This window comes from Streptomyces sp. NPDC093568, assembly GCF_044764945.1.
Lineage (GTDB): Bacteria > Actinomycetota > Actinomycetes > Streptomycetales > Streptomycetaceae > Streptomyces.
On sequence record NZ_JBIWJD010000001.1, the window covers coordinates 301,352 to 326,313 of the forward strand.

19 protein-coding genes are annotated in these 24,962 nt (G+C 69.6%); 10 read left to right on the forward strand and 9 right to left on the reverse strand.

Going from position 1 to position 24,962, the window contains the following annotated elements; translation table 11 throughout:
• Window positions 1-78: 78 nt before the first annotated feature.
• A complete protein-coding gene (locus tag ACIRD7_RS01285; protein ID WP_403448085.1) occupies window positions 79-786 on the reverse strand; it encodes a DUF2470 domain-containing protein in 708 nt (235 codons plus the stop codon).
• Window positions 787-856: 70 nt separating this feature from the next.
• On the reverse strand, window positions 857-2,224 hold the full coding sequence (locus ACIRD7_RS01290) for a hypothetical protein (protein ID WP_403448087.1): 1,368 nt from the start codon (window positions 2,222-2,224) through the stop codon (window positions 857-859).
• A gap of 114 nt (window positions 2,225-2,338) precedes the next feature.
• On the opposite strand from ACIRD7_RS01290, the gene ACIRD7_RS01295 reads away from it, so the two are divergent.
• Together ACIRD7_RS01295 and ACIRD7_RS01300 are read left to right on the forward strand one after the other, a co-directional pair.
• Complete coding sequence (locus tag ACIRD7_RS01295) at window positions 2,339-3,565, forward strand: molybdopterin-dependent oxidoreductase (protein ID WP_403448089.1); 1,227 nt, start codon at window positions 2,339-2,341, stop codon at window positions 3,563-3,565.
• The gene (locus ACIRD7_RS01300) at window positions 3,565-4,032 is read left to right on the forward strand and encodes a hypothetical protein (RefSeq protein ID WP_403448092.1); all 468 of its coding nucleotides are present in this window, start codon (window positions 3,565-3,567) and stop codon (window positions 4,030-4,032) included. Before ACIRD7_RS01295 ends, ACIRD7_RS01300 begins: the two co-directional genes overlap by 1 nt.
• Here ACIRD7_RS01300 and ACIRD7_RS01305 read toward each other — a convergent pair.
• Together ACIRD7_RS01305 and ACIRD7_RS01310 are read right to left on the reverse strand one after the other, a co-directional pair.
• Window positions 3,983-4,900, reverse strand: a complete 918-nt coding sequence (locus ACIRD7_RS01305; protein ID WP_403448095.1) for a L,D-transpeptidase family protein — start codon at window positions 4,898-4,900, stop codon at window positions 3,983-3,985. The genes ACIRD7_RS01300 and ACIRD7_RS01305 overlap by 50 nt on opposite strands.
• Window positions 4,901-4,936: 36 nt before the next feature.
• A complete protein-coding gene (locus ACIRD7_RS01310) occupies window positions 4,937-5,404 on the reverse strand; it encodes a hypothetical protein (protein ID WP_403448097.1) in 468 nt (155 codons plus the stop codon).
• 1,263 nt (window positions 5,405-6,667) lie between these two features.
• Here ACIRD7_RS01310 and ACIRD7_RS01315 point away from each other — a divergent pair.
• Together ACIRD7_RS01315 and ACIRD7_RS01320 are read left to right on the forward strand one after the other, a co-directional pair.
• The gene (locus ACIRD7_RS01315) at window positions 6,668-14,422 is read left to right on the forward strand and encodes a DNRLRE domain-containing protein (RefSeq protein ID WP_403451598.1); all 7,755 of its coding nucleotides are present in this window, start codon (window positions 6,668-6,670) and stop codon (window positions 14,420-14,422) included.
• 108 nt (window positions 14,423-14,530) lie between these two features.
• Window positions 14,531-15,073, forward strand: a complete 543-nt coding sequence (locus ACIRD7_RS01320; protein WP_403448098.1) for an SMI1/KNR4 family protein — start codon at window positions 14,531-14,533, stop codon at window positions 15,071-15,073.
• Window positions 15,074-15,120: 47 nt separating this feature from the next.
• Here ACIRD7_RS01320 and ACIRD7_RS01325 read toward each other — a convergent pair whose 3' ends face one another.
• A complete protein-coding gene (locus ACIRD7_RS01325; protein ID WP_403448099.1) occupies window positions 15,121-15,609 on the reverse strand; it encodes a hypothetical protein in 489 nt (162 codons plus the stop codon).
• Window positions 15,610-15,846: 237 nt separating this feature from the next.
• Between ACIRD7_RS01325 and ACIRD7_RS01330 the strand changes: the two genes are divergently transcribed.
• Genes ACIRD7_RS01330 through ACIRD7_RS01340 form a run of 3 tightly spaced genes read left to right on the forward strand, consistent with a single transcriptional unit; the run spans window position 15,847 to window position 17,641 of the window.
• Complete coding sequence (locus ACIRD7_RS01330; protein WP_403448102.1) at window positions 15,847-16,278, forward strand: hypothetical protein; 432 nt, start codon at window positions 15,847-15,849, stop codon at window positions 16,276-16,278.
• Window positions 16,275-17,141 (forward strand): hypothetical protein, encoded by an 867-nt coding sequence (locus ACIRD7_RS01335; RefSeq protein WP_403448105.1) that lies wholly within the window; start codon window positions 16,275-16,277, stop codon window positions 17,139-17,141. The genes ACIRD7_RS01330 and ACIRD7_RS01335 overlap by 4 nt, the downstream gene beginning before the upstream one ends.
• On the forward strand, window positions 17,141-17,641 hold the full coding sequence (locus tag ACIRD7_RS01340) for a YcxB family protein (RefSeq protein WP_403448106.1): 501 nt from the start codon (window positions 17,141-17,143) through the stop codon (window positions 17,639-17,641). Before ACIRD7_RS01335 ends, ACIRD7_RS01340 begins: the two co-directional genes overlap by 1 nt.
• A 37-nt stretch (window positions 17,642-17,678) precedes the next feature.
• On the opposite strand, the gene ACIRD7_RS01345 is transcribed toward ACIRD7_RS01340, so the two are convergent.
• From ACIRD7_RS01345 to ACIRD7_RS01355, 3 genes are read right to left on the reverse strand one after another with little or no spacing between them, the layout of a single operon-like run.
• Entirely contained in the window at window positions 17,679-18,419 is a 741-nt protein-coding gene (locus tag ACIRD7_RS01345; RefSeq protein WP_403448109.1) for an FAD:protein FMN transferase, read from the reverse strand.
• Window positions 18,420-18,421: 2 nt separating this feature from the next.
• Complete coding sequence (locus ACIRD7_RS01350) at window positions 18,422-19,114, reverse strand: FMN-binding protein (protein WP_403448112.1); 693 nt, start codon at window positions 19,112-19,114, stop codon at window positions 18,422-18,424.
• Window positions 19,115-19,133: 19 nt separating this feature from the next.
• Window positions 19,134-20,471 carry a ferric reductase-like transmembrane domain-containing protein gene (locus ACIRD7_RS01355; protein WP_403448113.1) on the reverse strand — a complete coding sequence of 446 codons (1,338 nt, stop codon included), beginning with the start codon at window positions 20,469-20,471 and terminating at the stop codon, window positions 19,134-19,136.
• Between the two features lie 152 nt (window positions 20,472-20,623).
• Here ACIRD7_RS01355 and ACIRD7_RS01360 point away from each other — a divergent pair, with 152 nt between their 5' ends.
• From ACIRD7_RS01360 to ACIRD7_RS01370, 3 genes are read left to right on the forward strand one after another with little or no spacing between them, the layout of a single operon-like run.
• Window positions 20,624-21,313, forward strand: coding sequence for a response regulator transcription factor (locus ACIRD7_RS01360; RefSeq protein WP_403448115.1), 690 nt, complete (start codon window positions 20,624-20,626; stop codon window positions 21,311-21,313).
• The gene (locus ACIRD7_RS01365; protein ID WP_403448118.1) at window positions 21,310-22,764 is read left to right on the forward strand and encodes an ATP-binding protein; all 1,455 of its coding nucleotides are present in this window, start codon (window positions 21,310-21,312) and stop codon (window positions 22,762-22,764) included. Before ACIRD7_RS01360 ends, ACIRD7_RS01365 begins: the two co-directional genes overlap by 4 nt.
• Before the next feature lie 53 nt (window positions 22,765-22,817).
• Window positions 22,818-23,819 (forward strand): NAD-dependent epimerase/dehydratase family protein, encoded by a 1,002-nt coding sequence (locus ACIRD7_RS01370; RefSeq protein ID WP_403448128.1) that lies wholly within the window; start codon window positions 22,818-22,820, stop codon window positions 23,817-23,819.
• 29 nt (window positions 23,820-23,848) lie between these two features.
• On the opposite strand, the gene ACIRD7_RS01375 is transcribed toward ACIRD7_RS01370, so the two are convergent.
• On the reverse strand, window positions 23,849-24,961 hold the full coding sequence (locus ACIRD7_RS01375) for a sensor histidine kinase (protein ID WP_403448135.1): 1,113 nt from the start codon (window positions 24,959-24,961) through the stop codon (window positions 23,849-23,851).
• Window position 24,962: the final 1 nt, after the last annotated feature.

Below are 24,962 nucleotides of genomic sequence, written 5' to 3' on the forward strand. Positions count from 1 at the left end.
CTCCGGGCGCCTTGGCGCAGGAGACGGGAAGGTCTGCGCGAGTGGGCCCGGAGGCCGGCGGCTTGCGGGGCGCCCTGCCTACGACCTGGTCGGCAGGTGTCGGCGGCGCGGGCGGGCGGTGGCGCGGGCGAGCAGGAGGTGGATCTGGCGCACGGCCTCGCCCGGGTGGGTGGCCGGGACGGCGAAGGGCAGCCGGGTGTCGTGGTGGGCGTCCGGTCCCTCCGAGCGCAGCACCAGGCCGTGCCGGTCGAGCCGCAGCGGCCGTACGTCGACGGCACCGAGCTGTTCGCGGGCCGGGAGCAGCCGGGCGAGCGGGGCCACGGTGTCGGCGTGGGCCGCGTCCATCCGGGCCAGCATCTCCGCCTCGTGGGTGGCCAGCAGGTCGGGGGAGGCGAGGGAGAGTTCGTCGAGGCGGACGACGGCCGATCCGTCCTCGTCGGTGAGCACCGCACGGGCCGGGTGGAAGACCAGCGCCTTCGGGCCGAGTGCGGTCAGCCGGCCGGCCAGCGTCAGCCGGGCGCGCACCCGTTCGCGTACGGCGACGGGGGCGATGTCGGTGAACTCGGCCAGGGCGGGCAGATCGCCGTGCGGCGCCATGGCGAGCTCGGCGGCGATCGACGCGTCCGGCGGGTCCTGCAGGAGCAGCCGGGCGGCGGCGTCGACGGTGTGCAGGCCGATCAGCTCGATGCGCTGACCGTGTGTGGTGACGGTCAGCGAGCCGGCCGCCGCCAGCACCGAGCGGGCACGCTCGGCGGGCGTCGGCCCAGGGCAGGCGGCAGCAGACATGGGAACCCTTCGAGCAGTCGGGGATATCGTCGACTTAGGTAAGGCTAACCTTAGCCATCCTTCTCTGTGTTCACCAACCCGTCAGCAACAGGTGATTGACGAGCAGCGCGAGCACGGCCTGCGCCGCGAGCCAGGCACGCGGCCTCGGCAGGAACGCGCACGCGGGCAGCAGCCACAGCGCGAACGGCAGCCAGATCCGCTCGGTCTCCGCCTTGCTCATCCCGGACAGGTCGGCGACGAGCATCGCGACCAGCGCGGCGGTCACCAGCACCCCGAAGCGGAACGCGGCCGTCCCCTCCCGGCGGAGCAGCGCGGCCCCGGTGCGCCGCAGCCCCGCCGCCGTCGCCGTCCCCACCACCAGCACCTGGCAGGCGAGGTTGGCCCACACCCAGTAGGCCTGTGGCCGGGTGCCGCCGGCGCCCTGGTCGTAGCGGGTGACCAGAAGGTCGTACGCCTCCCACCAGTAGAAGCCCAAGGCCGTGAACACGGCCGGCACGACCGCGAACCCCGCCAGTGCGAAGGGCAGCGGCCGGACGCGCTCGGAGCCCAGCAGCAGGACGGCCGCCGCGACCACGACGAAGAGGGTCAGGCCGTACGACAGGAAGACGGTGAGGCCGAACAGCAGACCGGAGGCGAAGCCGGTCCAGCGGGGCCGATGCCCCGTCACCGCGAGCGCGAGCAACGCCACCGCCCAGGCCGCGACCGCCGCGAAGTAGCCGTCGGCGGACGTCCCCATCCACACCGCGGCGGGCGCGAGCGCCAGGAAGGGAGCGGCGCGGCGGGCGAGCCTCTCGTCGGCGAGGGTGCGCAGGGTGACGAGGATGCCGAGCGCGGCGGTCCCCCCGACGGTGATGCACCAGACGCCGGCCCACGCGCCGCCGCCCAGCCCGATGCGGTCCAGGTAGACGAAGGTGAGGGTGGCCGCCGGGGGATGTCCGGCGACGTGCGCCGGCCAGTGCTCGGGGGAGGCGCCGACCACGATGTGCTCGGTGAAGTGCCGCAGCGTCGCCGGGATGTCCCGGAAGTCGTCGATGACCTGGAGATACTCGTACCGCGTCGTCAGCCGGCGGGCGATGCCGCGCTGCCAGCCGTCGATCAGCGCGAGCGACCAGGTCCAGGCCGTGCCCGCGCCCCAGACGGCGAGCAGCAGCCACCGCCACGGCAGCCGGGCCGCCACGGCCGGGCCGTACGCCACGATGACGACCGCGACGGCGATCGCGGCCGCCGTGCCCGGCCCGGTGTGCGGGGACCAATAGGCGAGCAACGGGGGCCAGTTCACGAACAGCGTGCCGTCCCGGTGCTCGACCGCGGTGCCGACGACGGCCGCGGCGGCGAAGAGCAGGACGGCCGCCGCGGCGGCGTACAGATCGCGCCGGAGGTCCCCGCGGCCGGCGCCGCGGGTGCCGGCGGGGGCCTCGGGCAGAAGATCGCTGGTCACATCCCCGACGCTAGGACCTCCGGGGTCCGCCGGACGCGTGACGGGCGCGGACGTCAGAGATTCGTCATGGTTCACCACGGCCTCTCCGGCCCCGGACCGGCCTACGGTCGGCGCATGGCTCGGTCTCCCTTCTCCCCCTCCTTCTGGCGCAGCCCGCTGCGCGGCCCCTGGCTGACCTCGGTGCTCGGCGTCGTCCTGCTCGGCGGGATCACGGTGCTGTTCGTGACGGGCCTCGTGTCCTACGCCGCCTACAACCCCGACCTGTCGCCGGTGAACGACAAGACGCCGGACAAGGGCCTCCTCGGCTTCTACCTGTTCTCCTGGCCGACCGACCCGCACTGGCTGTACCGGCTCAACCAGGGCATCCACGTCACCCTCGGCATCACCCTGATCCCCGTGCTGCTGGCCAAACTGTGGTCGGTCGTACCGAGGCTCTTCACCCTGCCACCGGCCCGGTCCCTCACCCACGCGCTGGAACGGCTCTCGCTGCTGCTCCTGGTCGGGGGCGCGCTCTTCGAGTTCGTGACGGGCGTGCTCAACATCCAGCTCGACTACATCTTCCCCGGCTCCTTCTACACCCTGCACTTCTACGGGGCGTGGGTGTTCATCGCCGCCTTCGTCGCGCATGCGGTGCTCAAGGCGCCCACGGCCTGGCGCAACCTGCGCCAACTGCGGGAGGAGAAGAATGACCTGGTCCCGCCGAGCCCCGCCGAGCCGACCGTCTCCCGGCGTGGCGCACTCTGGTTCGTGGGCGGTGGCTCACTGCTGCTGTTCCTGACCACGGTCGGGCAGAACTTCGACGGCGCCCTGCGCCGCACCGCGCTCCTCGCCCCGCACGGCGGCGACGAACCGGGCAGCGGGCCCGGCGGCTTCCAGATCAACAAGACAGCCACGTACGCGGGAATCCGGGAGGCGGAGACCAGCGAGGAGGCCTGGCGCCTGGTCGTCGAGGGCCGGGACGGCCGGACGGTCCGCCTCACCCGCGCCGATCTGCTCGGCATGAAGCTGCACAGCGCGGCCCTGCCCATCGCCTGCGTGGAGGGCTGGTCGACGTCCGACCAGTGGTGGCGCGGCGTACGGCTGCGTGACCTGGCGGCGCTGGTCGGCTACGACGGCGACCCACCGGACGTGTTCGTCGAGTCGCTCCAGCGCAGCGGCGCCTTCCGGAAGGCAGCGCTGCGCTCCAACCAGGTCGCCGACGCCCGCTCCCTCCTGGCCCTGTCCGTCAACGGCGAGGACCTGACGCCCGACCACGGCTACCCGGCGCGGATCATCGTGCCCGCCGCGCCCGGTGTGCTGAACACCAAGTGGGTCGCGCGCCTGACGTTCGGAGACCTGTGATGCGACGCCCCAGGCCGATCCCGGTCGGCAGCCCCCTTCAACTCCTCCTTCTCCTCTGCTCGTTCGCGCTCGCCGCGTACGCGGGGCTACGGCTGCTGGAGGACGACTGGTTCGAGGTCGCTTTGTGGTTCGTGGGGGCGGCGATCGTCCATGACCTCGTCCTCGTGCCGCTGTACGGCGCGGCGGATCAGGCGCTGCTGCGAGGTTCCGAGGTGCTCGACCGCCGGCGCTGGATGCCGTACGTCCGCGTCCCCGCCGCGCTGTCCCTGCTGCTCCTGCTGGTGTGGTTCCCCCTGATCACCGGCCAGGTGGCGGACCGGTACGCCCGCGGCACGGGCATGTCCACGGACGTCTTCCTGCCCCGCTGGCTGCTGATCACGGCGGTGCTCTTCGGCGGCTCGGCGGCACTGCTCGCGGTCAGCCGATGGCGATCCGGGGGTGGGCCGCGGGCGTCATCCAGCTCATGATGCGGTCCATGGTGGCCCGGGGCACGGAGACGCAGCCGGCGGTGGCGCCGCTGCCGTTGACGTGGAGGAAGATGCCGGCCCCGCGGCCGGGCGTGGCGGGCCACCGGTTGAAGTTGATGACGAGGGCCTTGGCGTACTGGACCGGGTAGTCGACCAGGTGCTCGCTGCCGCGGTCGCCGGACTCGGTGAGCGGGAAGTCCGCGCCGGCTTCGCCGTGCATGGAGTTGTAGAACTTCGACTCCGGGTCCTCCACCCACCAGTCGTCGTTCGTGACCCGGTGGTACGGCATGGCGGTGCCGCCCGCCTCGTTGCCGAAGCCTTCGGTGATGGTGTACGTGCCGGTGGGCGTGGTGTACGTGCCCTGCCGGCGGGTGGCCCCGTCGGTCACGCCGTTGGAGCCGACGCGGGCTGCGCCCGTGCTGAACTGCGCCTTCCAGCCCGAGGATCCCTTGGCCCAGGCGGTGACGGTGGCGTAGGAGCCGCCGGCCTCGACCGTGATGAGCTGGGTGGCGTCGCCGGTCTCGACCGGTACCGGGAAGTCGGGTGCGGCAGGGGCCGGTGCGGCCGCCGTGGCAGGGGAGCCGCTGGCCCCACCGGCGGTCTCGCCGGTGGCGCTGTCCGATGCGGAGGCGGACGCCGAGGGCGAGGCGGACACGCGGCCGGAGGCCGATGCGGAGGGGCCGGCGGAGGGGGAGCCGGAGGCGCTGGGCGATGCGCTGCGGGTGGGGGCCTCCTCGGGTGACCGTGACACCTCGACCGAGCCGGCGGCCGGGGTCTGCTGGTCGTCCTGCCCGGCGCAGGCGGAGGTCATCGCCAGGGCGCTGAAGGCTGCGGCGGTGATCAGAACCTGCCGGGGAAGGGCTTGCACGGGGTACTCCTTGCTGGGGCGCTGAAGCGGGTGAGGTCAGCTCGCGGTCGCGGGCTCGGCGGGCAGGGCACCGGTGCAGGTGGCCCGTCCGAACGTGCCGGTGGCGGTGGCGCTCTGGACGTGCCGGCCGCGGATCGCGAGGGTGCAGCGGGCCTGCCCGCCCTTCTCGGTGAGCACGATGCTGACGATCGGGTCCCGGCCGACGGGGACGTCGACGGTCTTGCGCCAGGGCAGGGCGGCGGCTTTGACGACGGTGGCCGTTCCGGCCTCGCTGCGGGCCTGGAAGGTGATGTCGGCGGAGCCCTCGCCGGTCACCTCGTAGGTCACCGAGGCGGTCGGGACGCTGCGCTCGGACCCCTTGTCACCGCCCTCGCCGGAGTCGAGGACGCCGTAGACGACGAGGCCCGCGCAGGCGGCCAGCACCGCGCCCGCGATGACGAGGCCGGAACGGTCCGCGCGCCGGAAAAGTGATGGCGTCGTGGGTTCCTGTGTGTCGCCGGCCATGAAAGTCCCCCTTCGGAATACGAGTGATCGGATCGAACCGCCCGGGTTATAGCCGAGGTTCTCCGTCGATGTCCAACGAGGGGAAATATCGGGCAACCAGCGACTTCCCAAGGTCAAAAGTCCGTATTGTCCAGCCACTTGACAGTGCGTCAGCGAAATGAATAGAAACCCGGCGCCCCTGCCTGTGGGCTCGTTTTCCCGCGGCGGGGCGAATTTCGGCGGCACGTTTGTGCCACGACGCATGAGGAAAGGTTTGGCGTGAAACCCAGACTGGGCAGGCTGATAGCGTGCCTGGTGGTAGCCGCGGTGACGAGCACCGCGTTGCCCCAGGTAGCGTATGCGGCGCCCGCTGACGACGGTGACGATAAGGGGATTTTCGACACCGTCAAGGGCTGGTTCGCGGACGACGACGACAGCGGAGAGCTGGACAAGCCGCCGTCCCACGATGAATTGGGGATAGCGGACCGGGAGAAAGTCACCTGGGCCAAGAGTGACCCCAAGGCCAAGCGGGTCAGGGAGCTTGCGGGTAAACGAACGGCAAACGCACGCTTCTGGCAGCTGTCGGACGGACGTGTCGAAGCGGAATTGTCGGCAGTGCCGACGTCATACCGTTCCGGGGCCGGCAAGAAGAAGTCCTGGAAGCCGGTCGACACGACGGTCCGCGCGTCCGCGGCGAAGGGTTTCGAGTTCGCCAACACGACGAACGAGGGCCGAAGCTGGTTCGGCGCGGAGTCGGACCGGCTGGTGCGCTTCCAGTCCCCGGACGGCCGTTCGGTCACCCTGGGTCTCGACGGCGCGGACAAGGGCCTGAAGCCGAAGGCCAAGGGTTCCACGGTCGTCTACCGGGACGCGGTCGCGGGCGCGGACCTGGAGTACGTGGTCGGTCCGGGCCGGGTGAAGGAGAACATCACCCTCGCCGAACGCCCCGACGGCCCGCTGAAGTTCACCTTCACGCTGGACACCGACGGGCTGATACCGAAGGCCCGCAAGGACGGCTCGGTCGCGCTGTACGGCGAGCTGCCGCACACGCCGGTCATGGTGATCCCCGCGCCGTACATGACGGACGCGAAGAAGGCGGACGCCTCCGTCTTCGGCCGGACCTACAGCACGAAGGTCACGCAGAAGCTGACCCGGGACGGCAAGTCCTGGAAGCTGACGGTCACGCCGGACGCGAAGTGGCTGGCGTCGAAGGACCGCCAGTACCCGGTCGTCATCGACCCGACGATCACGATCGCGCCCTCGCCCTCACAGTCCCAGGACACGATGGTCCTTTCGGACCAGCCGTCCACCAACTTCAACACCACCTGGAAGCTCTCCGCCGGCCGCACCTCCAGCACCGCGAACTCCCGCTCGCTGATCAAGTTCCCGCTGGACGAGATCCCGTCGGGCACGAAGATCGACTCGGCGCGGCTGGAGATGTACTACGACCAGGCGCACACCACCGCCACCACCAGTACCCAGATCGGCGTGTACCGGGCCACCGGGGCCTGGGACGAGTCGACGGCGACCTGGTCCAACACCAGCTCGCTGGTGGGTGAGCAGTCCGCCACGACGGTCCAGGTCGACGACGAGGACGCGGGCACGGCGGCGGTCGGCACCTGGCCGACCTCGGCGGCGACGACGAACGCCGTCGGGGACACCTTCCGCTACAACCTCGACTCGATCACCGGCGACAAGTTCACCTGGCCGGTGCGGGTGCCGGAGACGGCCTCCTACCGGGTCGACGCACACTACGTGCAGGGCACCAACCGGGCCACGAACGCCCCCTACACGGTGACCGCGGCCGGCGGTGCGACCAGCACCTACACCGTCAACCAGACCACCGGCACGGGCGGTGTGTGGACGCCGCTGGGCGGCGACAGCAACGAGCTGACCTTCAACAAGGGCGGCGCCTACAAGGTCGAGCTCAAGGACACCTCGGTGGCGACCAGCCAGGCGCTGGTCGCGGACGCGGTGCGGCTGGTCGACCCGGCGAAGATCACCAAGTCGGCGGGCCAGTACAACCGCTGGCACAGCTTCCCGGTCGGCGACACGGTGCAGAAGTGGATCGACGGCACCGCCGCCAACCACGGCTTCGTGCTGAAGGCGACCGACGAGGCGAACAACCCGCTCGGCGGCCCCCGCTACGAGTCCGGTGACGGCGACTACGGCGGCGAGACCGCCACGATCCCGCGGCTGACGGTGACGTTCGGCAAGGTCGGCACCGAGCTGAACTCGCCCACCGTGATCCACTCCACGGGCCCGGAGCTGAGCTGGAAGGCGTACTCCAACACCACCGGTGACGCCGACCTGAACATCGCCGAGTACCAGCTGCACCGCTCCACGCAGCAGGCGTTCACGCCGTCCGCGGCCACCCTGGTGGCCCCGATCGACAAGGGCGCGACGACCTACACGGACACCACCGCGACCCCGACGCCGGACTCCTCCAGCGCGGAGATCGGGCGGTCGTACTACTACCAGATCGCGGTGAAGACGGCCGACGGCCAGCTGCTCGGCTCGCCCACCCGCATCGTCGGCGTGCCCAAGGCGGGCCGCACCATGCGGCTGATCCAGGGCACCGCGTCCGGCACCGCGGACACCACCCTCTCGTCCACGGCGGCGACCACCAACCTCGACACCATCGACTCGGCGGGTGCCGGCCAGAACTGGCTGACGGTGGGCAACAACTCACCGACGTACGGCAAGACCCGTACGGCGCTGAAGTTCCCCACCGGCACTCTGCCCACCACCGCCACGGTGCTGGAATCGCGGCTGTTCATGTGGGGCGCGGAGACCACCACCGGCACCGACGGCGCGATCTACGAACTCCACGGTCTGAACCGGGACTTCAACGAGACCCAGGCCACCTGGAACAGCGCCGCCACCGGCACCGCGTGGACGACGGCCGGCGGCGACTTCTCCGCGACGGTCTCCGACACCGTCGCCCAGGTCTCCGAAGTGGGCCGGCACTGGTGGGACGCCACCTCCCTGACCCAGGGCTGGGTGAAGACCCCCTCGTCCAACAAGGGCGCCCTGATCAAGCTGAAGGACGAGTCGGCCACCGGCCCGCAGGAGCGGACGGTGTTCCTGGCCTCCGAGGCCTCCGACCAGCAGCTCGGCCCGCTCCTGCGCGTGATCTACGTCGACTCGACCACCGAGGACACGTACTACGCGCCGCAGACCCCGGCCCGCATGACCCCGAACTCCACGTACACGGTGGACTTCACGGTCACCAACACCACGAGCTCCGCGTGGGCGAGCGGTGAGCGGCAGCTGTCGTACACCTGGAAGCTGCCCGACGGCACGGACGTGACGACCGGCGGCAACCAGCTCTCCACGGCGATCCCGGCCCTGAGCCCCGGCCAGTCCGCGACCGTCCAGGCGCAGGTCAAGACGCCGATCAACTCGGACTCGGGCAGCAAGCGCACCGAGTACGTGCTCGGCTGGGACATCAAGAAGGTCTCCGACGGCAGCTGGCTGTCCGCCGGCACCGGCGGGATCCCGTCGCTGAAGCAGAACGTAGCGGTGGAGGACCCGACGTCCAACGCCCTCGGGCTGGAGAAGTTCTACTCCTACACCGGTAAGAACACCGGCGCGGGCTCGACGGTGATGAACAACCTCGCCTCGGGCAACACGGTGTGGTCGTACAACGCGTTCAACAATCCGGGGCGCGGTCTCAACACGTTCTTCCGCGTCGCCTACAACTCGTTGGACACGTCCGACACCGTGTCGGGCCACGGGTGGTCGATGCAGGCCGCGGGCCCGATCCGGCTGGGTGCGCCGCTGGAGTTCCATCCCAAGCCCAACCCCACCGAGATCCGGTTGCCGGACGGTGACGGCACCACGCACGTCTTCCGTTGGGACGCCGCCAACAGCGTGTGGAAGGCCCCCGCGGGTGTCCACTTCAAGCTGGCTGCCAAGGCGGGCCTTGACTGCACGCCCGCCAAGGACCCGGTGCCGGACGCCTGGACGATGACGCGGCCGGACGGCACGCGGTTCCTGTTCGGCTGCGACGGCTATCTGACGTCGGTCGTCGACAAGAACGGCAACACGCAGACGTACACGTACGAGGAGCGCAAGTCCAACAACAAGCCGACGAAGTTCCTCAAGTACATCACCGACCCGGCGGGCCGTCAGAGCCTGGTCGTCACCTACTGGGAGAAGGGCCAGAACGGCTACCAGTACGTGAACGACTCCGGCGTCCTGACCACGGACACCGGCAACCTGAACAACTCGAAGATCTACGACCACATCAAGTCCGTCACCGACGTCTCCGGTCGCAAGGTCGAGTTCTACTACACCACCAAGGGACTGCTCGGTCAGTTCACCGACGGCGTGGGCAGCTCGCAGCCGAAGGTCTTCAAGCTGACCTATGACGCCACTCAGGGGAACAAGAACGTCAAGCTGGTCGAGGTCGCGGACCCGCGCGGCAACGCCACCAAGCTGGCGTACTACGCCCCGCAGACCGGCGACGACCCGAAGTACCACTGGTGGACCAAGACGATCACCGACCGGCTGGGCGACGACACGGGCTTTACCTACGCGGTGAACGCCACGAACACGAAGTTCACCGACACCAGGGTGACCGACGCCGAGACACACGCCACGACGTATGTGACCGACGACTTCGGGCGCTCGGTGCAGACCACCAATGCCAAGTCCCAGACGACGAAGATGAGCTGGGACACGGACAACAACGTCACGTATCTGGAGGAGAACAACGGCGCCAAGACCGCCTACTGCTTCGACCAGAAGACCGGATACCCGCTGTGGATGCGGGACGCGGAGAACAACAAGGCAGGTGTGCCGGCCCCGTCGGAGTGTGCTCCGGGCACGTACCCGGCGAACACGGTCAAGTACGAGTACCAGACCCGTATGGACGGCTACTCGGCCGACCTGTTCGCCAAGACCTCGCAGGAAGGGCGCAGGTGGCAGTTCACCTATGACTCCTTCGGCAACCTGAAGACGGTCACCGACCCCAAGGGCGTCGCCACCGCGACGGCCGGCGACTACACGACCTCGTACGAGTACGACTCCTACGGCCAGCTGACCAAGGCCACCGACGCCAATGGCCACTCGGCGGTCAACACCGGCTTCGGGCCGACCGGTTATCCGGCCACGATCACCGACGCGCTCGACAACCCGATGAAGTACGAGTACGACGCGCGTGGTCAGGTCCTCAAGGTCACCGACGCCAACCAGAAGGTGACCACGCAGACGTACGACACGTTCGGGCGCCCGAAGGTCTCCACGGTGCCGAAGGACCAGGCGAAGGGTGAGCTGATCACCACGCCGGAGCCGCAGTACGACGCCAACGACAACGTCACCAGGGCGACGTCGCCCACAGGGGCCGTCTCCACGGCGGTGTACGACGAAGCGGACCAGATGGTGTCGGCGACCGCGCCGGCGAACAACAGCACCGACCCGCGAACGTCCACATACACCTATGACAAGGTCGGAAACCTGAAGACGTCGACGGAGCCCAAGGGCTCGCTGACGACGGCGGACGCCACCGACTACATGACGACGAACGTCTATAACGAGATCTACCAGCTGACGTCGGTCCAGAACGCGGCCGGAGACAAGATCTCCTACGGCTACGACGAGGTCGGCAACGTCAACAAGGTCGTCGACCCGAAGAAGAACGCCACCGCCGACCCGAGCGACCTCACCTCTTCGTCCCTGTACGACCTGAACCACCGGGTCACCCAGATCACCGACGCGGCGGGCAAGATCACCAAGCAGTCCTACGACAAGGACGGCCTGGTCGTCACCAAGACCGACAAGGAGAACAACACCACCACCATCACGTACGACGAGCGGGGCAAGCAGACCGAGGTCAAGGTGCCGCACAAGGGCACCACTCTGCGCACCACCCGCTTCGAGTACGACCAGGTGGGCAACACCACCAGGGTCATCACACCGCGCGGTACGGCAACCGCCAACCCCGACGACTTCGCGGTGCGCACCGAGTACGACGAACTCAACCGTCCCAAGCGGCAGTACCAGCCCTACGACCCGTTGGACGCCCGGTACAACAAGGCGAACGTCTACTCGGAGACCACCTACGACGCGGTCGGCCGCGTGGTGAAGAGCTCGCTGCCGCCGTCCGAAGGAGAGACGGTCCGCAACGACACCACCTTCACGCACTTCGACAACGGCTGGGTCAAGTCCTCCACGGATCCGTGGGACATCGTCACCACGTTCGAGTACAACAACGTCGGCCAGCAGGTGAAGCGGACGCTCACTTCGGCCGGCGGGTCCTCGGACCGCACCATGAGCTGGGCCTACTACCCCGACGGCAAGCTGAGGTCGAAGTCGGACGACGGTGTGCCGGTCGGCAAGTCGGTGGTCCTGGTGGACAACTCCGACACCCAGAACACCTCCTCGACGGGCACTTGGACAAAGGCCTCGGTCACCGGCCAGCACGGCTACGACCACGCCACCCACGCGGTCGGCGCGGGCACGGACGCCTACACCTGGACGCTCAACATCCCCAAGGACGGCACGTACACCGCGTACGTGAAGTTCCCTAAGGTGACGGGCGCGGCAACGACCGCCAAGTACACGGTGACTCACGACGGCGGCACGGTCGACAAGACGATCGACCAGAACGCGACCGCCAACCAGGGCACCTGGGTCTCGCTGGGCTCCTACTCCTTCAAGCAGGGCAACGGATCCAAGCTCCAGCTGTTCCAGAACGGCACCGGCGCGGTGGTCGCCGACGCAGTGAAGCTCGTCCGGGACACCACGGGCGAGACGGACAGCGAGAAGAACTCCTTCGCGTACTCCTACGACGTCAACGGCAACATGACGTCCATCGACGACACGTCGTCCGGTGCGAAGATCGATGCCTACACCATCACCTACACCGGCCTCAACCAGGTCGCGAAGGTGACCGAGGCGCTCGCGGGCCAGGACAAGAAGGTCACGTCCTACACCTACGACGCCAACGGCCAGACGGAGACCGTCGGCCACACCGACCAGTTCGCCAAGTACACCTACGATCTACGTGAGCTGGTCAAGACCGTCTCGGTCGGGAAGACGTCCACGGACACTGCGCCGAAGGTGACGTCTTACACCTACACCGACCGCGGCCAGACACTGAAGGAGACCAAGGCCAACGGCAACACCGTCGACTACGCGTACCTCCTCGACGGTGCCGTCCACACCAGCGCGGAGAAGAAGCCGAACGGCACTCTCGTCTCCTCCCACACCTATGCCTACGACGCCAACGGCAACAAGGCGCAGGACGTGGCGAAGAAGATGAACGCCGACAACCACACGGCGTATCTCGACTCCACCACGGACTACACCTATGACCCTGCGGACCGGCTCACCAAGTCGGTCAAGACCGGCAACGGCGCAGGGACGGACACCTACGTCCACGATGACAACGCGAACGTCATCAGCCAGACGGTCAAGGGTGTCACCACCACCTACAACTACGATCGCAACCGGCTGCACACCGCTTCCGTGGGCGGCCAGAGCTCCAACTACACGTACGACCCCTTCGGCCGGCTCGAGTCGGTCACCGCGGGCGGGAACGTGATCGAGCGGAGCGTGTACGACGGCTTCGACCATGTCATCGAGGCCCAGAAGGCGGACGGCACGGGTGCGCTGAAGTCGACGAAGTACACCTTCGATCCGCTGGACCGCACCACATCGAAGACGGCCGACGGCAAGACGACCGACTTCACCTACGTCGGTCTGTCGAACGAAGTCCTCGGTGAGGAGGTCGCGGGCAAGCTTTCCAAGTCGTACCAGTACAGCCCGTGGGGCGAGCGGTTGTCGCAGATCAAGCACAACAGCGACGGCACGACCGAGGACGGCTACTACGGCTACAACAGCCACACCGACGTCGAGACGCTCACCGACAACAACGGCAACACCAAGGCTACTTACGGCTACACCGCCTATGGGTCGGACGACAAGGACGACTTCACCGGAATCGACAAGCCCGATGCCGCCGACCCGACGAAGGAGGCCTACAACCCGTACCGCTACAGCGCCAAGCGGTGGGACGCCCAGTCCGAGACGTACGACATGGGCTTCCGCAACTACAGCCCGGGCCTGAACCGCTTCACCACGCGGGACATGTACAACGGGGCACTCGCCGACATGAACCTCGGCACCGACCCGTTCACCGGCAACCGCTACGCGTTCACCGGCGGCAACCCGACCAGCAGCGTCGAGATCGACGGCCATTTCGACTGCGGGATCTGCAGCGACGTGGCCGACACGGCGAGCGACTGGCTCAAGAGTGCGGCGAATGAGGTCGACTCCACCGCTTCCAAGGCTGGGTCCAAGCTGTCCGGTGCGTTGAGGTTCGTCGGCAAGGCGTCGGGCATCGGCACTGCGGTCTACGTCTTCCTGGACACGCTCGGCTTCGACCTCGACGGATCGTCGACGGCATCCCGCGAGTCGAAGATCGGCGAGAGTTACAACTACAACCTGGGCCGGCTCACCACGCCGGAGAAGGATGTGGAGTGGCGTCCGTACGCCGACTTCGCTCTGCGGCAGGACAACTGCAGCAAGGGGAGCAGCGCGGTCTACTACCTGCCGCTGGACAGCCAGAACCGAGCCCAGGGCGGGCGTGCGTGCCTGTCGCCCGGTGACTACAACTACGAGAAGGACGACGGCAGCGAGGCGTTCCCCGGGGTCGTCTCGAAGATCTTCGGTACGCGCACGCAGTTCCCGATCGACTGGTCGAGCGTGCCGAAGGGCTACTACAGCCGGAAGAATGCCGACAAGAAGGGCCTCGACTACGTTCAGCGTGGGCACCTGATCGGGAAGCAACTCGGTGGCAGTGGTACCGACCTGCGCAATCTGGTGACCCTGTACAACGAGGCCAACAGTCCAATTATGGCGAGCTTCGAAAACGAAGTGGCGGCACGGGTCAAGGGAGGAGAGACGATCTACTACCAGGCGGATGCGAATTACACCGGGAATAATCCGATTCCGGACAGCATTTCGATCAGCTGGACGAGCTTGACCACCGGCCAGTCGAAGGTGATCAAGATACCCAACGTGCCGTAGCCCGGGTCCGGGTACCGAGGCGCCGTTGAACCGGCTCCGCCCCAAGCTTCGTCATATGCTTGGGGCGGAGCCCCTTGTTCTGTTTCCCTAGTCAGGAGAAGTACGCGAATGTCGTGGGTCGAGCAGATTCTGAACGCGGTCGGCCGCCGGCCGGAGCATGTGCAGGTGGAGTGGGCCGAGATCGAGGCTGAGCTGGGTGTCCCGCTGCCCGCCGACTTCAAGGAGTTGTGCGAGGCTTTCGGGCGCGGTGAGTTCAATGGTTTTCTTTACCTGTATTCCTCGAAGGGGGGAAATCACCTCGAAGTGATCGACGCCCTGAAGAGATTGCGCCGGGCCATCGGGCGGTTTCCCGACTCCGAGAGCGTCTACGAGCCGTACCACATCTTCCAGCCTGGACGTGGCGGTCTGATCCGCTGGGCGGGTGCGGCTGCGGAAGGGTATGAGTACTTCTGGCTGGCCGACGACGCCAGCGCGCCGGAAAACTGGCCGATCATCGCGCGGACGGACTTTTCGGAGGAATGGCACCGGTACGAGATGAGTACGGCGGAGTTCATTCACCGGGCGCTGACGGATGGGGACTTCAAACCGTTCAGCATGGTGCGCTATGCGCCACAGCCGCACTACGAGTCGTACGCTGACGACGAGGAGTGACAGAAGAGGCGGGGCCGTGTTCTCGACGGAGCCGGCCCCGCTGGCAGTTACCCGAGAGGCCCGAACGGGTTCGAGAACGAGGTCAGGTCGCTCACCCGGACCAGGTTGAGCTCGCTGGGTTCGATCTCGTAGCCGTTCAGGACCAGTTCAGTGCGCTCGACGCATCCCCGTGCGACCCAGTAACGGTTGTCGCTGTTGCGCCAGAGTTCGAACGGCATGGGTGTCCCGTCTGTGGTGATGGTGACGGGTTCGGAGGCCGGCAGGCTTGCCGGGTTTTCGTCGCCGGGGTGGTAGTACATGTCCAGAGCCCGCTCCAAGGTCTCGACGGCCTCCGCGTTGCCGGAGGAGGCGCTGAAGACCGTGACGTGCTCGACCTGCGGGTCGTAGTACTGGGAGCCGAACCACAGGCGCACATAGATCTCGCCGGTGGCTTCGTCGTAGCCGTGCCCCATGACCTGCCGTGACTCCGGCCAGTCGGCGTCGACGGCGAAGACGCTGAAGCCTTCCGCAGAGCCAGGGGTGCCTTGATCGTTCATGGGATCTCCCGGGTGCTCGTCCATGATCAGACATCCTGTCACCGCAGACCCGGGCATCCAACGGTCCTGTTGCCGCCGACGGATCAAGTCCCCAAAGGTTGTACGTCTGCTGTGACTTACCTGTGTGCGCATCGTCACGCCCGTGACCCGTGATGATCGTGAGGCGGCATCCGCTTGATCGATCGGGAGTACCGGAAACAGGTCTCCCGGCTGATCGAGCAGAGGGGTGGGGGTCCCATGGGTCCGCAGGACGGACGTGGCACGGGCACCAGGAACATGCGGTCGTGTGCGGCGGAGTTCGTCGCCCGCGTCACCGCGCGCAACCGGTTGCCGCTGGACTACTCCGTGGCCAGTCTGCGCGTCGTGGACTTCCTGATCGACGGGCTGCGCAAGGGCGGTACCGGACGCGAGCAGGTGCGGGACACGCTGTTCGGGCTCGGTGCCTACGTCGGTGAGGTGCTCGTGCGTCGCGCGGGCGCGGTGTGGGTGGACTTCGACGCCGACCAGCGCGCCTACTTCGGGCAGACGGTCGGCGTACGGATGCCGGACGGCCGGGTCTGGAACCCGCTCGGGAAGGTCCGCAACCGCTTCGAGCTCGGCGGACCCGGAGAATCCCTCCAGACCTTCTATCTGACGCTGCACGGTCGGGCCAGGAGGGTCGTCGCGTGAGAAGGACCGCCGTCCTGCCGGGGGTGCTGCTCGCCGCCGTGCTGACCGGCTGTGCGGACCCCGCGGACGAGGGGAAGCCCGCGGGGTCCGCACAGCCCACCGCACAGCCCACCGCCCAACGCACCCAGGCCGCCCCCGCCGAGGCCGAACCGCCGCGCACCGCCGCCGAGTTCCTCGCCCGCGCCGAGGAGGCGATGGCCGGGCAGCAGGGGTGGACGTTCGCGGTGCGGGGCCGCGAGGGGCTGGTCCTGCCGGGGCAGGAGAGCGCCGCGACCTACACGGCCACCGTGCGCCGGACCACGGGCGACCGCTGGGCCCTGCACTCCACCGGCGCCACCTTGAGCAAGGGCGTGAGCAAGCCCGAGGAGATCTACGTCGCCGACGGGACCGCTTACGTCAAGACGGGCACCGAGGCATGGGAAGAAGGGCCCGTCACCGACCCGGAGTTCGCGGACCGGGTGGAGGACCCCCTCGCCGCACTCGACGCGTTCCGGCGGTACGGCGACGAGGTCACCCTCGCCACACCGGACGGCCGCGTCGAACTGCGCGCCCGCACGACTTCCGCCCCGCTGACCGGAGTCCGGGACCGGGGCGTCGTACGAAAGGCCCTTCGCGAACTCGCCCCGACCCTAAGGCAGTTGCGTGCTGCCGGGGTCGCCGCGCCCGAGAGCGGGATCAGCGTCGGCGGCGTCGAGGAGACGCTCGTCCTCGACGCCGCCACGTACCGGGTCACCGGGCACACCTTCAAGTGCACCTTCCTGATCCCCTACGACGGGCAGCGCATACGGTACGAGCAGGATGTGACGGAGCGGACCTCAGGGACCTACAACGGGACCGTCTCACTGCCGGAGGGGTTGAAGTGATGGACACGGTCGAACGGGTCGAACTGGTCTACCGGCCGACACGCGCCGACATTCTCGCGGGCATCCTGGTGCGTGAGCGGCGTCGAGGGCTGTTTCTGGTCCGCTGGGGCCTCACCGGGCTGTTCGGGGCAGCCGCCGTACTGGCGATGACCGCGTCGAACGGCTCCGCGGTGTCAGCGGTGCTCGCCCTCTTCTGCGCCGCCATGATCTGGTCGATCCCGCGCCTCCAGGCCCACCACGTGCTGCGCACCGTCTCCTGGCAGGGCGAGTACCGGACGACCGTGAGCGAGACGGGGATCGCGACCGAGACGGTGCACACGACCCTCGTCCAGCGCTGGTCCATTTTCCGCGGCTACCGCGAGGCCCGCGACCACGTGGTCCTGCTCAGCCGGGACCCGAACATCCTGCTCGTGGAGTTCCTGCCCAAGCGAGGGCTGCAGACCGAGCAGGACGCGGAGCGGCTGCGCGACCTTTTGAGCCGTCACCTGCCCCGCATCTGACCCGTCTGTGCCGTCCGCTGCCCCCGCGTCCGATCCGTCACGCCGCCCGGGCCTCCGCCGACACCGCCGGAAAGCCTTCCGTACGCATGACATTCCGCCCGGCGTCCACGGCGAACACCTCGCAGCCCTCCCGGGACGCCGCCCACTCGACGCCCTCCCTGCCCATCGCGAACCCGGCCGTCGCAACCGTGTCCGCCAGCGTCAGGGAGGACGCCACGACGGACAGGGACAGCAGACCCGTCGCCGGACGCCCGGTGCGGCCGTCGACTATGTGGTCGCCGCGCTCGTACCGGGCGGACGTGGCGACCGCGCCGTCCGTCAGTTCCAGCACGGTGCACAGCTTGTCGGCGTGCTCGGGGTGCCGTACCCCCACCCGCCAGGGCCCGCCGGAAGTGACCACGTCACCACCGGCGTTGAGGACGAAACGCCGCGCACCGGCCGCCCGCAGCAGCTCCGCCGCCCGCTGCACGGACCAGCCCTTCACCACCGCGCACGGGTCGAGGCCACGTCCGGGCAGCCGTACCTCGAAGGCGCCGCCGGTGGCGAGCCGGTACTCCTCGCACAGCGCCAGCACCTCGTCCAGATCGGCGCTGACATCGCGCCGCGCGATCTCGCCCCGGTCCAGCCGGCAGACCTCGCTGTCCGCCCTGAACGGGCTGAACCGGGCGTCGACCTCGCGCAGCCACGCGAACACGGCGTCGGCCGTCTCCTCGCCGACGTGCTCGTCGTCGACCCGCAGCGAGACCGGGAAGCCCATGACGTGTTCGACTCGGTGCATGATCAGCCCCTCGCGTCGATCGCGGCCTGGAGCGACTCCTTGTAGCCGTCGCTGGTGATGGTGGCGCCGGAGACGGTGTCGATGTCGGCGTCCTGGGTTTCCAGGGTTTCCGCGATGAGTTGCGGGACCGCGGCCGTGGTCTGGGGATGGTTGGGCTGCTGGAGCATCTCCACGGCTGTGATCTTGGTGCCCGTGAAGGTCACCTGGACCTGTACCGGGCCCTTGTCGGTCCGCACGGTCGAGCCGTCGACCGTTTCCGGGGCGGTGGACGCGGAAGAGCCGGCCGCGGACTTCCCGTTCGCGTCGATCGCGGCCTGGAGCGACTCCTTGTAGCCGTCGCTGGTGATGGTGGCGCCGGAGACGGTGTCGATGTCGGCGTCCTGGGCTTCCAGGGTTTCCGCGATCAGTTTCGGGACCGCGGCCGTGGTCTGGGGGTGGTTGGGCTGTTGGAGCATCTTCACGGCCGTGATCTTGGTGCCCGTGAAGGTCACCTGGACCTGCACCGGGCCCTTGTCGGTCCGCACGGTCGAGCCCTTGACCACGGTGGTGCCGGATGCGCCCGCGGGGGCCGACGCCGAGGGTGTCGGGGCCGGCGACGCGGTCTCCGTGGTCGTGGTGCCGAGGGACGGCTCGTAGCGCCAGACCGGGATCAGGCCCGCGATGCTGAGGACCAGGACAGGTATTGCTCGCTTCACGATGTGTTCCCCGTCCCGCTCAGCCGGCCAGGCTGAAACGCTCGAAGTGGACCTGTTCCTTGGGCACGCCCACCTCGCGCAGGCTGCCGATCACCGCGTTCATCATCGGTGGCGGGCCGCACAGGAAGACGTCCCGGTCGGTGATGTCAGGCACCAGCCTGGTCAGCTCAGCCGGGGCCAGCTTGTCCGGCGTGACCGGGCCGGTCACCAGGTGCAGCTCGGCACCCTTGGCATGGGCGAGCTCGGCCAGCTCGCCGTACAGGACCGCGTCCTGGTCCGAGGCGACCCGGTAGATCACGACCGCGTGACCGTGCAGCTCCTCCAGCAGCGCCCGGATCGGGGTGACGCCGACACCGCCGGCGATGAGCACCGCCTCCGGCCGGGTGCGGTGCAGCGCGGTGAAGGCGCCGTAGGGGCCCTCGGCGAAGACGCGCGTGCCGACCTTGAGGTGCCGCAGAGCCGCCGAACCGTCGCCGGCCGCCTTCGCCGTGAGCCGCAGCTGTGTGCCGTCCGGCGCCGCCGACAGGGAGAAGGGGTTGGCCTGCCACCAGCGGTCCTTGGTCAGGAACCGCCACAGGAAGAACTGGCCCGCCCGCGCGGGCAGCTTGTCCAGGTCACGGCCGGTGACGTAGACCGAGACGACGTTGTGGGACTCGGGGACCACCGCCGAGACCCGGAACTGGTGACGCCAGTTCCGCCAGAGGGGGAGGACGAGACGGCCGGTGAACACCGAGCCGAGGGCCACGCCCCACACGCAGTACCAGTACGCCGTCGCGGCGGAGGAGGAGGTGAAGGACGTACCGACCGCGACCTGGTGCGTGAACGCCAGCACCACCGCGACGTAGGTGTACAGGTGGATGAAGTGCCAGGTCTCGTACGCCAGCCTGCGCCGCGCGAACCGGGCCGACACCACGCCGATCACGATGATGATCCCCAGCGCGACGACGGCGCGCAGCACGCCCTCGACCGTCTCGGCGAGGTCGATCAGCTGGTTCACCGGGTCCAGCGAGGACGACTCGGCGTAGCCGAAGGTGATGAAGACGGCGTGCGCCAGCAGGGCCCACAGGACACTGAAGCCGGTCCAGCGGTGCCAGGACGTCAGCCGGTCCATGCCGATCCGGCGGTCGAGCCACGGCAGCCGGGCCACCAGTACCAGCTGGAAGGCCATCAGCAGCGCGCCGGCCAGTCCGGTGAGGCGGCCGAGCACGATGAGCGCGTTCGAGGCGAAGCCGGCGGCGAAGAAGAAGTAGAGCACCACGGCCACGTTCGCGGCCAGCAGGGCGTACAGGCCCGTGCGGGCGACCACCCTGGGGCGTACCGCCGTGGGGGGCGCGGGGGGCGATTGGACGGTCGTCACGGGTGACAGCTCCTTGATCTCGTCTGTGGATACCGAGCTTGTCCGGCCGTCGCTGTCGAAAAGCTGTCGTACTTCTTTCAACTGGTTATCGATGTGGCCGTGGGCCCGCACCCGGCTGAGGGGACCGGCGCCGGGTGCCGCAGTATGAACGGGTGGAGAAAGTACGCCTGCTGGTCGTGGACGACGACCCGCCCATCGCCGACCTCGTCGCGACGGTCGCCCGCTACGAGGGCTGGGAGGCGGTCACCGCCAACTCCGGCGAGGAGGCGCTGCGGCTGGCCGCCGAGTTCCACCCGGACATCGTGGTCCTGGACCTGATGCTGCCCGACGTGGACGGTTTCGGCGTCCTGGACCGGCTGCGCGGAGCCGGGAAAATGGTGCCCGTGGTGTTCCTGACGGCCCGCGACGGCGTCGCCGACCGGGTGGCGGGACTGACCCGGGGCGGCGACGACTACCTGGTCAAACCGTTCGCCGTGGAGGAGCTCATGGCCCGGCTGCGCACCGTCCTGCGGCGCAGCGCCGGACCCGGCTTCCAGCGTTCCGTCCTTCGGGTGGCGGACCTGACGATGGACGAGGACACCCGCGAGGTCCGCCGCGGCGACAAGCAGCTCACGCTGACGCCGACCGAGTACGAGGTGCTGCGCTATCTGATGCGCAAGTCCCCGACCGTGCTCACCAAGGCGCAGATCCTCGACCACGTGTGGGAGTACGGCTTCGGCGGCCGCTCCAACGTCGTCGAGCTGGTCGTCAGCAGGCTGCGCCGCAAGCTCGACGACAGCGGCGCCCCGCTGATCCACACCGTGCGCGGCTTCGGGTACGTGATCCGGCAGGCGGCCGAGTGAGCGGGCGGCTGCGGCGGGCGTATCGCGGGATGCGGCTCGGGACCCGGCTGGCGCTGGGTCTCGGGGTGCTGTCGCTGGTGGTGTTCGCGGTGGTCGGCACCGCCCTGACGACGTACATGCGCGACTACCTGTCGGCCCAGCTCGACACCCAGCTCGCGCAGGGCCAGGTCGCCCAGTCCAAGTCCATCGCGGACTACGGCACGCTCTCCGGCAAGAAGTACTACAGCTGGTACTACGCCGTGTACGACGTCTCGGACGGCACTCCCGTGCTGCGCAGGCCCGAGGACCCCGCCGACCTGCCCGCCGACGTCGACGACTTCACCTCCGTCGCCAGGCAGCAGGCCCGCGCGGACGACGAGGTCCTGCGCACCGAGCACCTCAAGGGCAAGGGCGAGTACCGGCTGCGCGCCTGCGAGGTCGAGCCCGGTGTGGTGCTGGTCAGCGCCGCGCCCATGGAGGACATCGAGGACACCGTCGGCCAGCTGATCACCATCCAGGCCGTCACCTTCGGGCTCGCGCTCATGGCCCTCGTGGTGCTCGGGCGGGGCATGCTGCGCCGCGGCCTGAAGCCGCTGAGCGACATGGCGCACACCGCCCGCGGCATCACCTCGCACGACCTGACCGACTCGGGGCGACTGCCGGTACGGCACGACGGGCGCGGCGGCGGGCCCGAGGTGGAGGAGCTGCGCACCGCGTTCAACACGATGCTGGAGCACATCGACGACTCCCTCGCGGTGCGCGCGGAGGCGGAGCAGCGTCTGCGCCGCTTCGTCGCGGACGCCTCGCACGAACTGCGCACCCCGCTGATGTCGGTGCGCGGCTACGCCGACCTCTTCCAGTACGCCGCCGCCAACGCCCCCGAGGAACGCGACAAGCACCTGGCGCGGCTGCGCGCCGAGGCCGCCCGGATGGGCTTCCTCCTGGACGACCTGCTGCTGCTCGCCCGGCTGGACGCGGCGGAGGTCGAGACGCCGCTGCGGCCGCAGGTGGCGGATCTGGTGGAGCTGGTCGAGCAGGCTGCGGACGCCTTCCGGGTCGCGCACGGCGACCACCCCCTGACGGTGGCCCCCGGGCCCGGCTCCCTGGAACTGCGCCTGGACCCCCAGCGCATCCGCCAGGTCCTGGACAACCTGCTCACCAACGCGGCGATGCACACCCCCGCCGGCACCCCGGTGTCCGTGGCGGTGTCGGTGGCGGGCGGCGGGGCCCAGGTCCGCATCGCGGATGCCGGCCCCGGCATCCCGCCGGCCGACCGGGCGCGCGTCTTCGACCGGTTCTACCGCGTCGACAAGGCCCGCAGCCGGGACCGGGGCGGCAGCGGCCTGGGTCTCGCGGTCGCACAGTCACTGGTCCGGGCCCACGGCGGCCGGATCGACCTGACGAGCGAGCCCGGCGCGACGGTGTTCACGGTGACCGTCCCGCTGACGGTCGGAGCCCTTACGAAGTCGTGACGCGACGGGCGTGCGGGGGCCGCCGGCGCCCCTCCCCGTCCTAGCGTGACCTCATGCGCGTATTGGTCACCGGCAGTGCCGGGTTCATCGGGTCCCATGTCGTCGAGGCGCTCGCCGCGCGCGGGCACGAGCCCGTCGTGTACGACGTCCGCACCGATCCCGCGGCGGACGTACGCGACACCGACGCCGTCCGCCGCGCCCTGACCGGCGTCGACGCCGTCTGCCACCAGGCCGCGATGGTCGGCCTCGGGGCCGGGTTCGCCGACGCCACGGAGTACGTCTCCCGCAACGACCTCGGTACGGCCGCCCTGCTGACGGCCATGGCCGACGCGGGCGTACGACGGCTGGTGCTGGCCGGGTCGATGGTCGTGTACGGGGAGGGGCGCTACGAGTGCGCGCGGCACGGCGTCGTACGCCCCGGCCCGCGTGCCGTCGCCGATCTGGAGGCGGGAAGGTTCGAGCCGTCCTGCCCGGTCTGCGGCGCCGACCTGTCGCCCGGACTCGTCGCTGAGGACGCCCCCGCCGATCCGCGCAACGTGTACGCCACGACCAAGCTCGCCCAGGAACACCTGGCGGCGGCGTGGGCCCGCGCGACCGGCGGCACGGCGGTCTCGCTGCGCTACCACAACGTCTACGGACCCGGCATGCCCCGCGACACCCCCTACGCGGGCGTCGCCTCCTTCTTCCGCTCGGCCCTCGCGCGCGGCGAGGCACCGCGGGTCTTCGAGGACGGCCACCAGCGGCGGGACTTCGTGCACGTCCGGGACGTGGCCGCCGCCAACGTGGCCGCGCTGGAGGCGAGTCCGGCGCTGGGCGGGCTCACCGCGTACAACACCGGCAGCGGCGCCCCGCACACCGTCGGCGAGATGGCCCACGCGCTCGCGGCGGCGTACGGCGGGCCCGAACCGGTCGTGACCGGCGAGTACCGGCTCGGCGACGTACGGCACATCACGGCGGACTCGGCGCGGCTGCGGGCCGAGCTGGGGTGGAAGGCGGAGGTGGGCTTCGAGGCGGGGATGCGGGAGTTCGCCGAAGCGGGGATGCGCACGGCGTAGCCTTCCCGGACCGGTGGTGCTGCCCGCGTTCAGGAAGCGGCGGCGGGCAGCACCACCTCGAAACGGCAGCCACCGGGCACGTTCCGTACGGTGGCCCGCCCCTGGTGCGCCTCCACGATGCCCCGCACGATGGCGAGGCCGAGCCCGGCGCCCGCCGGGGGCGTCCGGGCGTGCGTCCCGCGCCAGCCCGTGTCGAAGACGCGTGGCAGGTCCGCCTCGGGGATGCCGCCGCAGCCGTCGGTCACGGACAGCACCACCCCGTCGGCCGAGCGCTCGGCGGCGACGGCGACCGTGCCGTCGGCCGGGGTGCGCCGGATGGCGTTGACCAGCAGATTGCCGAGGACCCGGCTCATCTCCCGGCCGTCCACCTCCACCGGCAGGGCCTCGACCCGGTCGCCGACGAGCCGCACGCCGTGCTCGCGGGCCAGCGCGTCGGCGCCCGACAGGGCGTCGCCGACGAGGTCGTAGAGGGACATCCGGGCGAGCGAGAGCGTGAGGGTGCCTGCGTGTATGCGGGAGAGCTCGAACAGGTCGCCGACCATGCCGTTGAGGCGCTCGACCTCCATACGGATCTGCTTGAGGTAGCGGTCGGGGTCGGCGGCCACCCCGTCCTCCAGGGCCTCCGCCATCGCGCGCAGGCCGGCCAGCGGGGTGCGCAGATCGTGGGAGATCCAGGCGACCAGTTCGCGCCGGGAGGTCTCCAGGGCGCGTTCCCGCTCGCGGGACTCGGCGAGCTTGACGCTGGTCGCCTCCAACTCGCGGCTCAGCGCCGCGAGTTCGGCGGTCGCGGGGCCCTCCGGGGAGGTGAAGCCGCCGCCGTCGCCGAAGGAGCGGGCGGCGAGCGCGAGGGCGTGGCTGCGGGCGACGACCCAGCGGCCCAGCAGCAGGGCGGTGGCCAGCGAGACCACGGCGGCCATGGCGACGACGGTCGTGACGACGGTCAGGTCGTGCCCCGACAGGAACATCGCCTGGGCGACCGCGAGCGTGCCCGCGAGCATCGCGGTGACGCCGACGCCCGCGACCACGGTGAGGTGCGCGATCAGCGAGCGGCGCCGGATCAGCCGCAGCGCGCACGCGCCGAGCACGCCGGCCCCGGCGGCGCCGAGGAAGGCGAAGAGGGCGATCAGGAAGGTGTTACGCACG

Coding starts and splice junctions, on each gene's coding strand:
- ACIRD7_RS01310 (WP_403448097.1), bottom strand. CDS start 5,404: ATGGCCGGCGACACACAGGAACCCACGACGCCATCACTTTTCCGGCGC.
- ACIRD7_RS01340 (WP_403448106.1), top strand. CDS start 17,141: ATGGACACGGTCGAACGGGTCGAACTGGTCTACCGGCCGACACGCGCC.
- ACIRD7_RS01325 (WP_403448099.1), bottom strand. CDS start 15,609: ATGAACGATCAAGGCACCCCTGGCTCTGCGGAAGGCTTCAGCGTCTTC.
- ACIRD7_RS01300 (WP_403448092.1), top strand. CDS start 3,565: ATGCGACGCCCCAGGCCGATCCCGGTCGGCAGCCCCCTTCAACTCCTC.
- ACIRD7_RS01315 (WP_403451598.1), top strand. CDS start 6,668: ATGGTCCTTTCGGACCAGCCGTCCACCAACTTCAACACCACCTGGAAG.
- ACIRD7_RS01345 (WP_403448109.1), bottom strand. CDS start 18,419: ATGCACCGAGTCGAACACGTCATGGGCTTCCCGGTCTCGCTGCGGGTC.
- ACIRD7_RS01295 (WP_403448089.1), top strand. CDS start 2,339: ATGGCTCGGTCTCCCTTCTCCCCCTCCTTCTGGCGCAGCCCGCTGCGC.
- ACIRD7_RS01370 (WP_403448128.1), top strand. CDS start 22,818: ATGCGCGTATTGGTCACCGGCAGTGCCGGGTTCATCGGGTCCCATGTC.
- ACIRD7_RS01285 (WP_403448085.1), bottom strand. CDS start 786: ATGTCTGCTGCCGCCTGCCCTGGGCCGACGCCCGCCGAGCGTGCCCGC.
- ACIRD7_RS01320 (WP_403448098.1), top strand. CDS start 14,531: ATGTCGTGGGTCGAGCAGATTCTGAACGCGGTCGGCCGCCGGCCGGAG.
- ACIRD7_RS01330 (WP_403448102.1), top strand. CDS start 15,847: ATGGGTCCGCAGGACGGACGTGGCACGGGCACCAGGAACATGCGGTCG.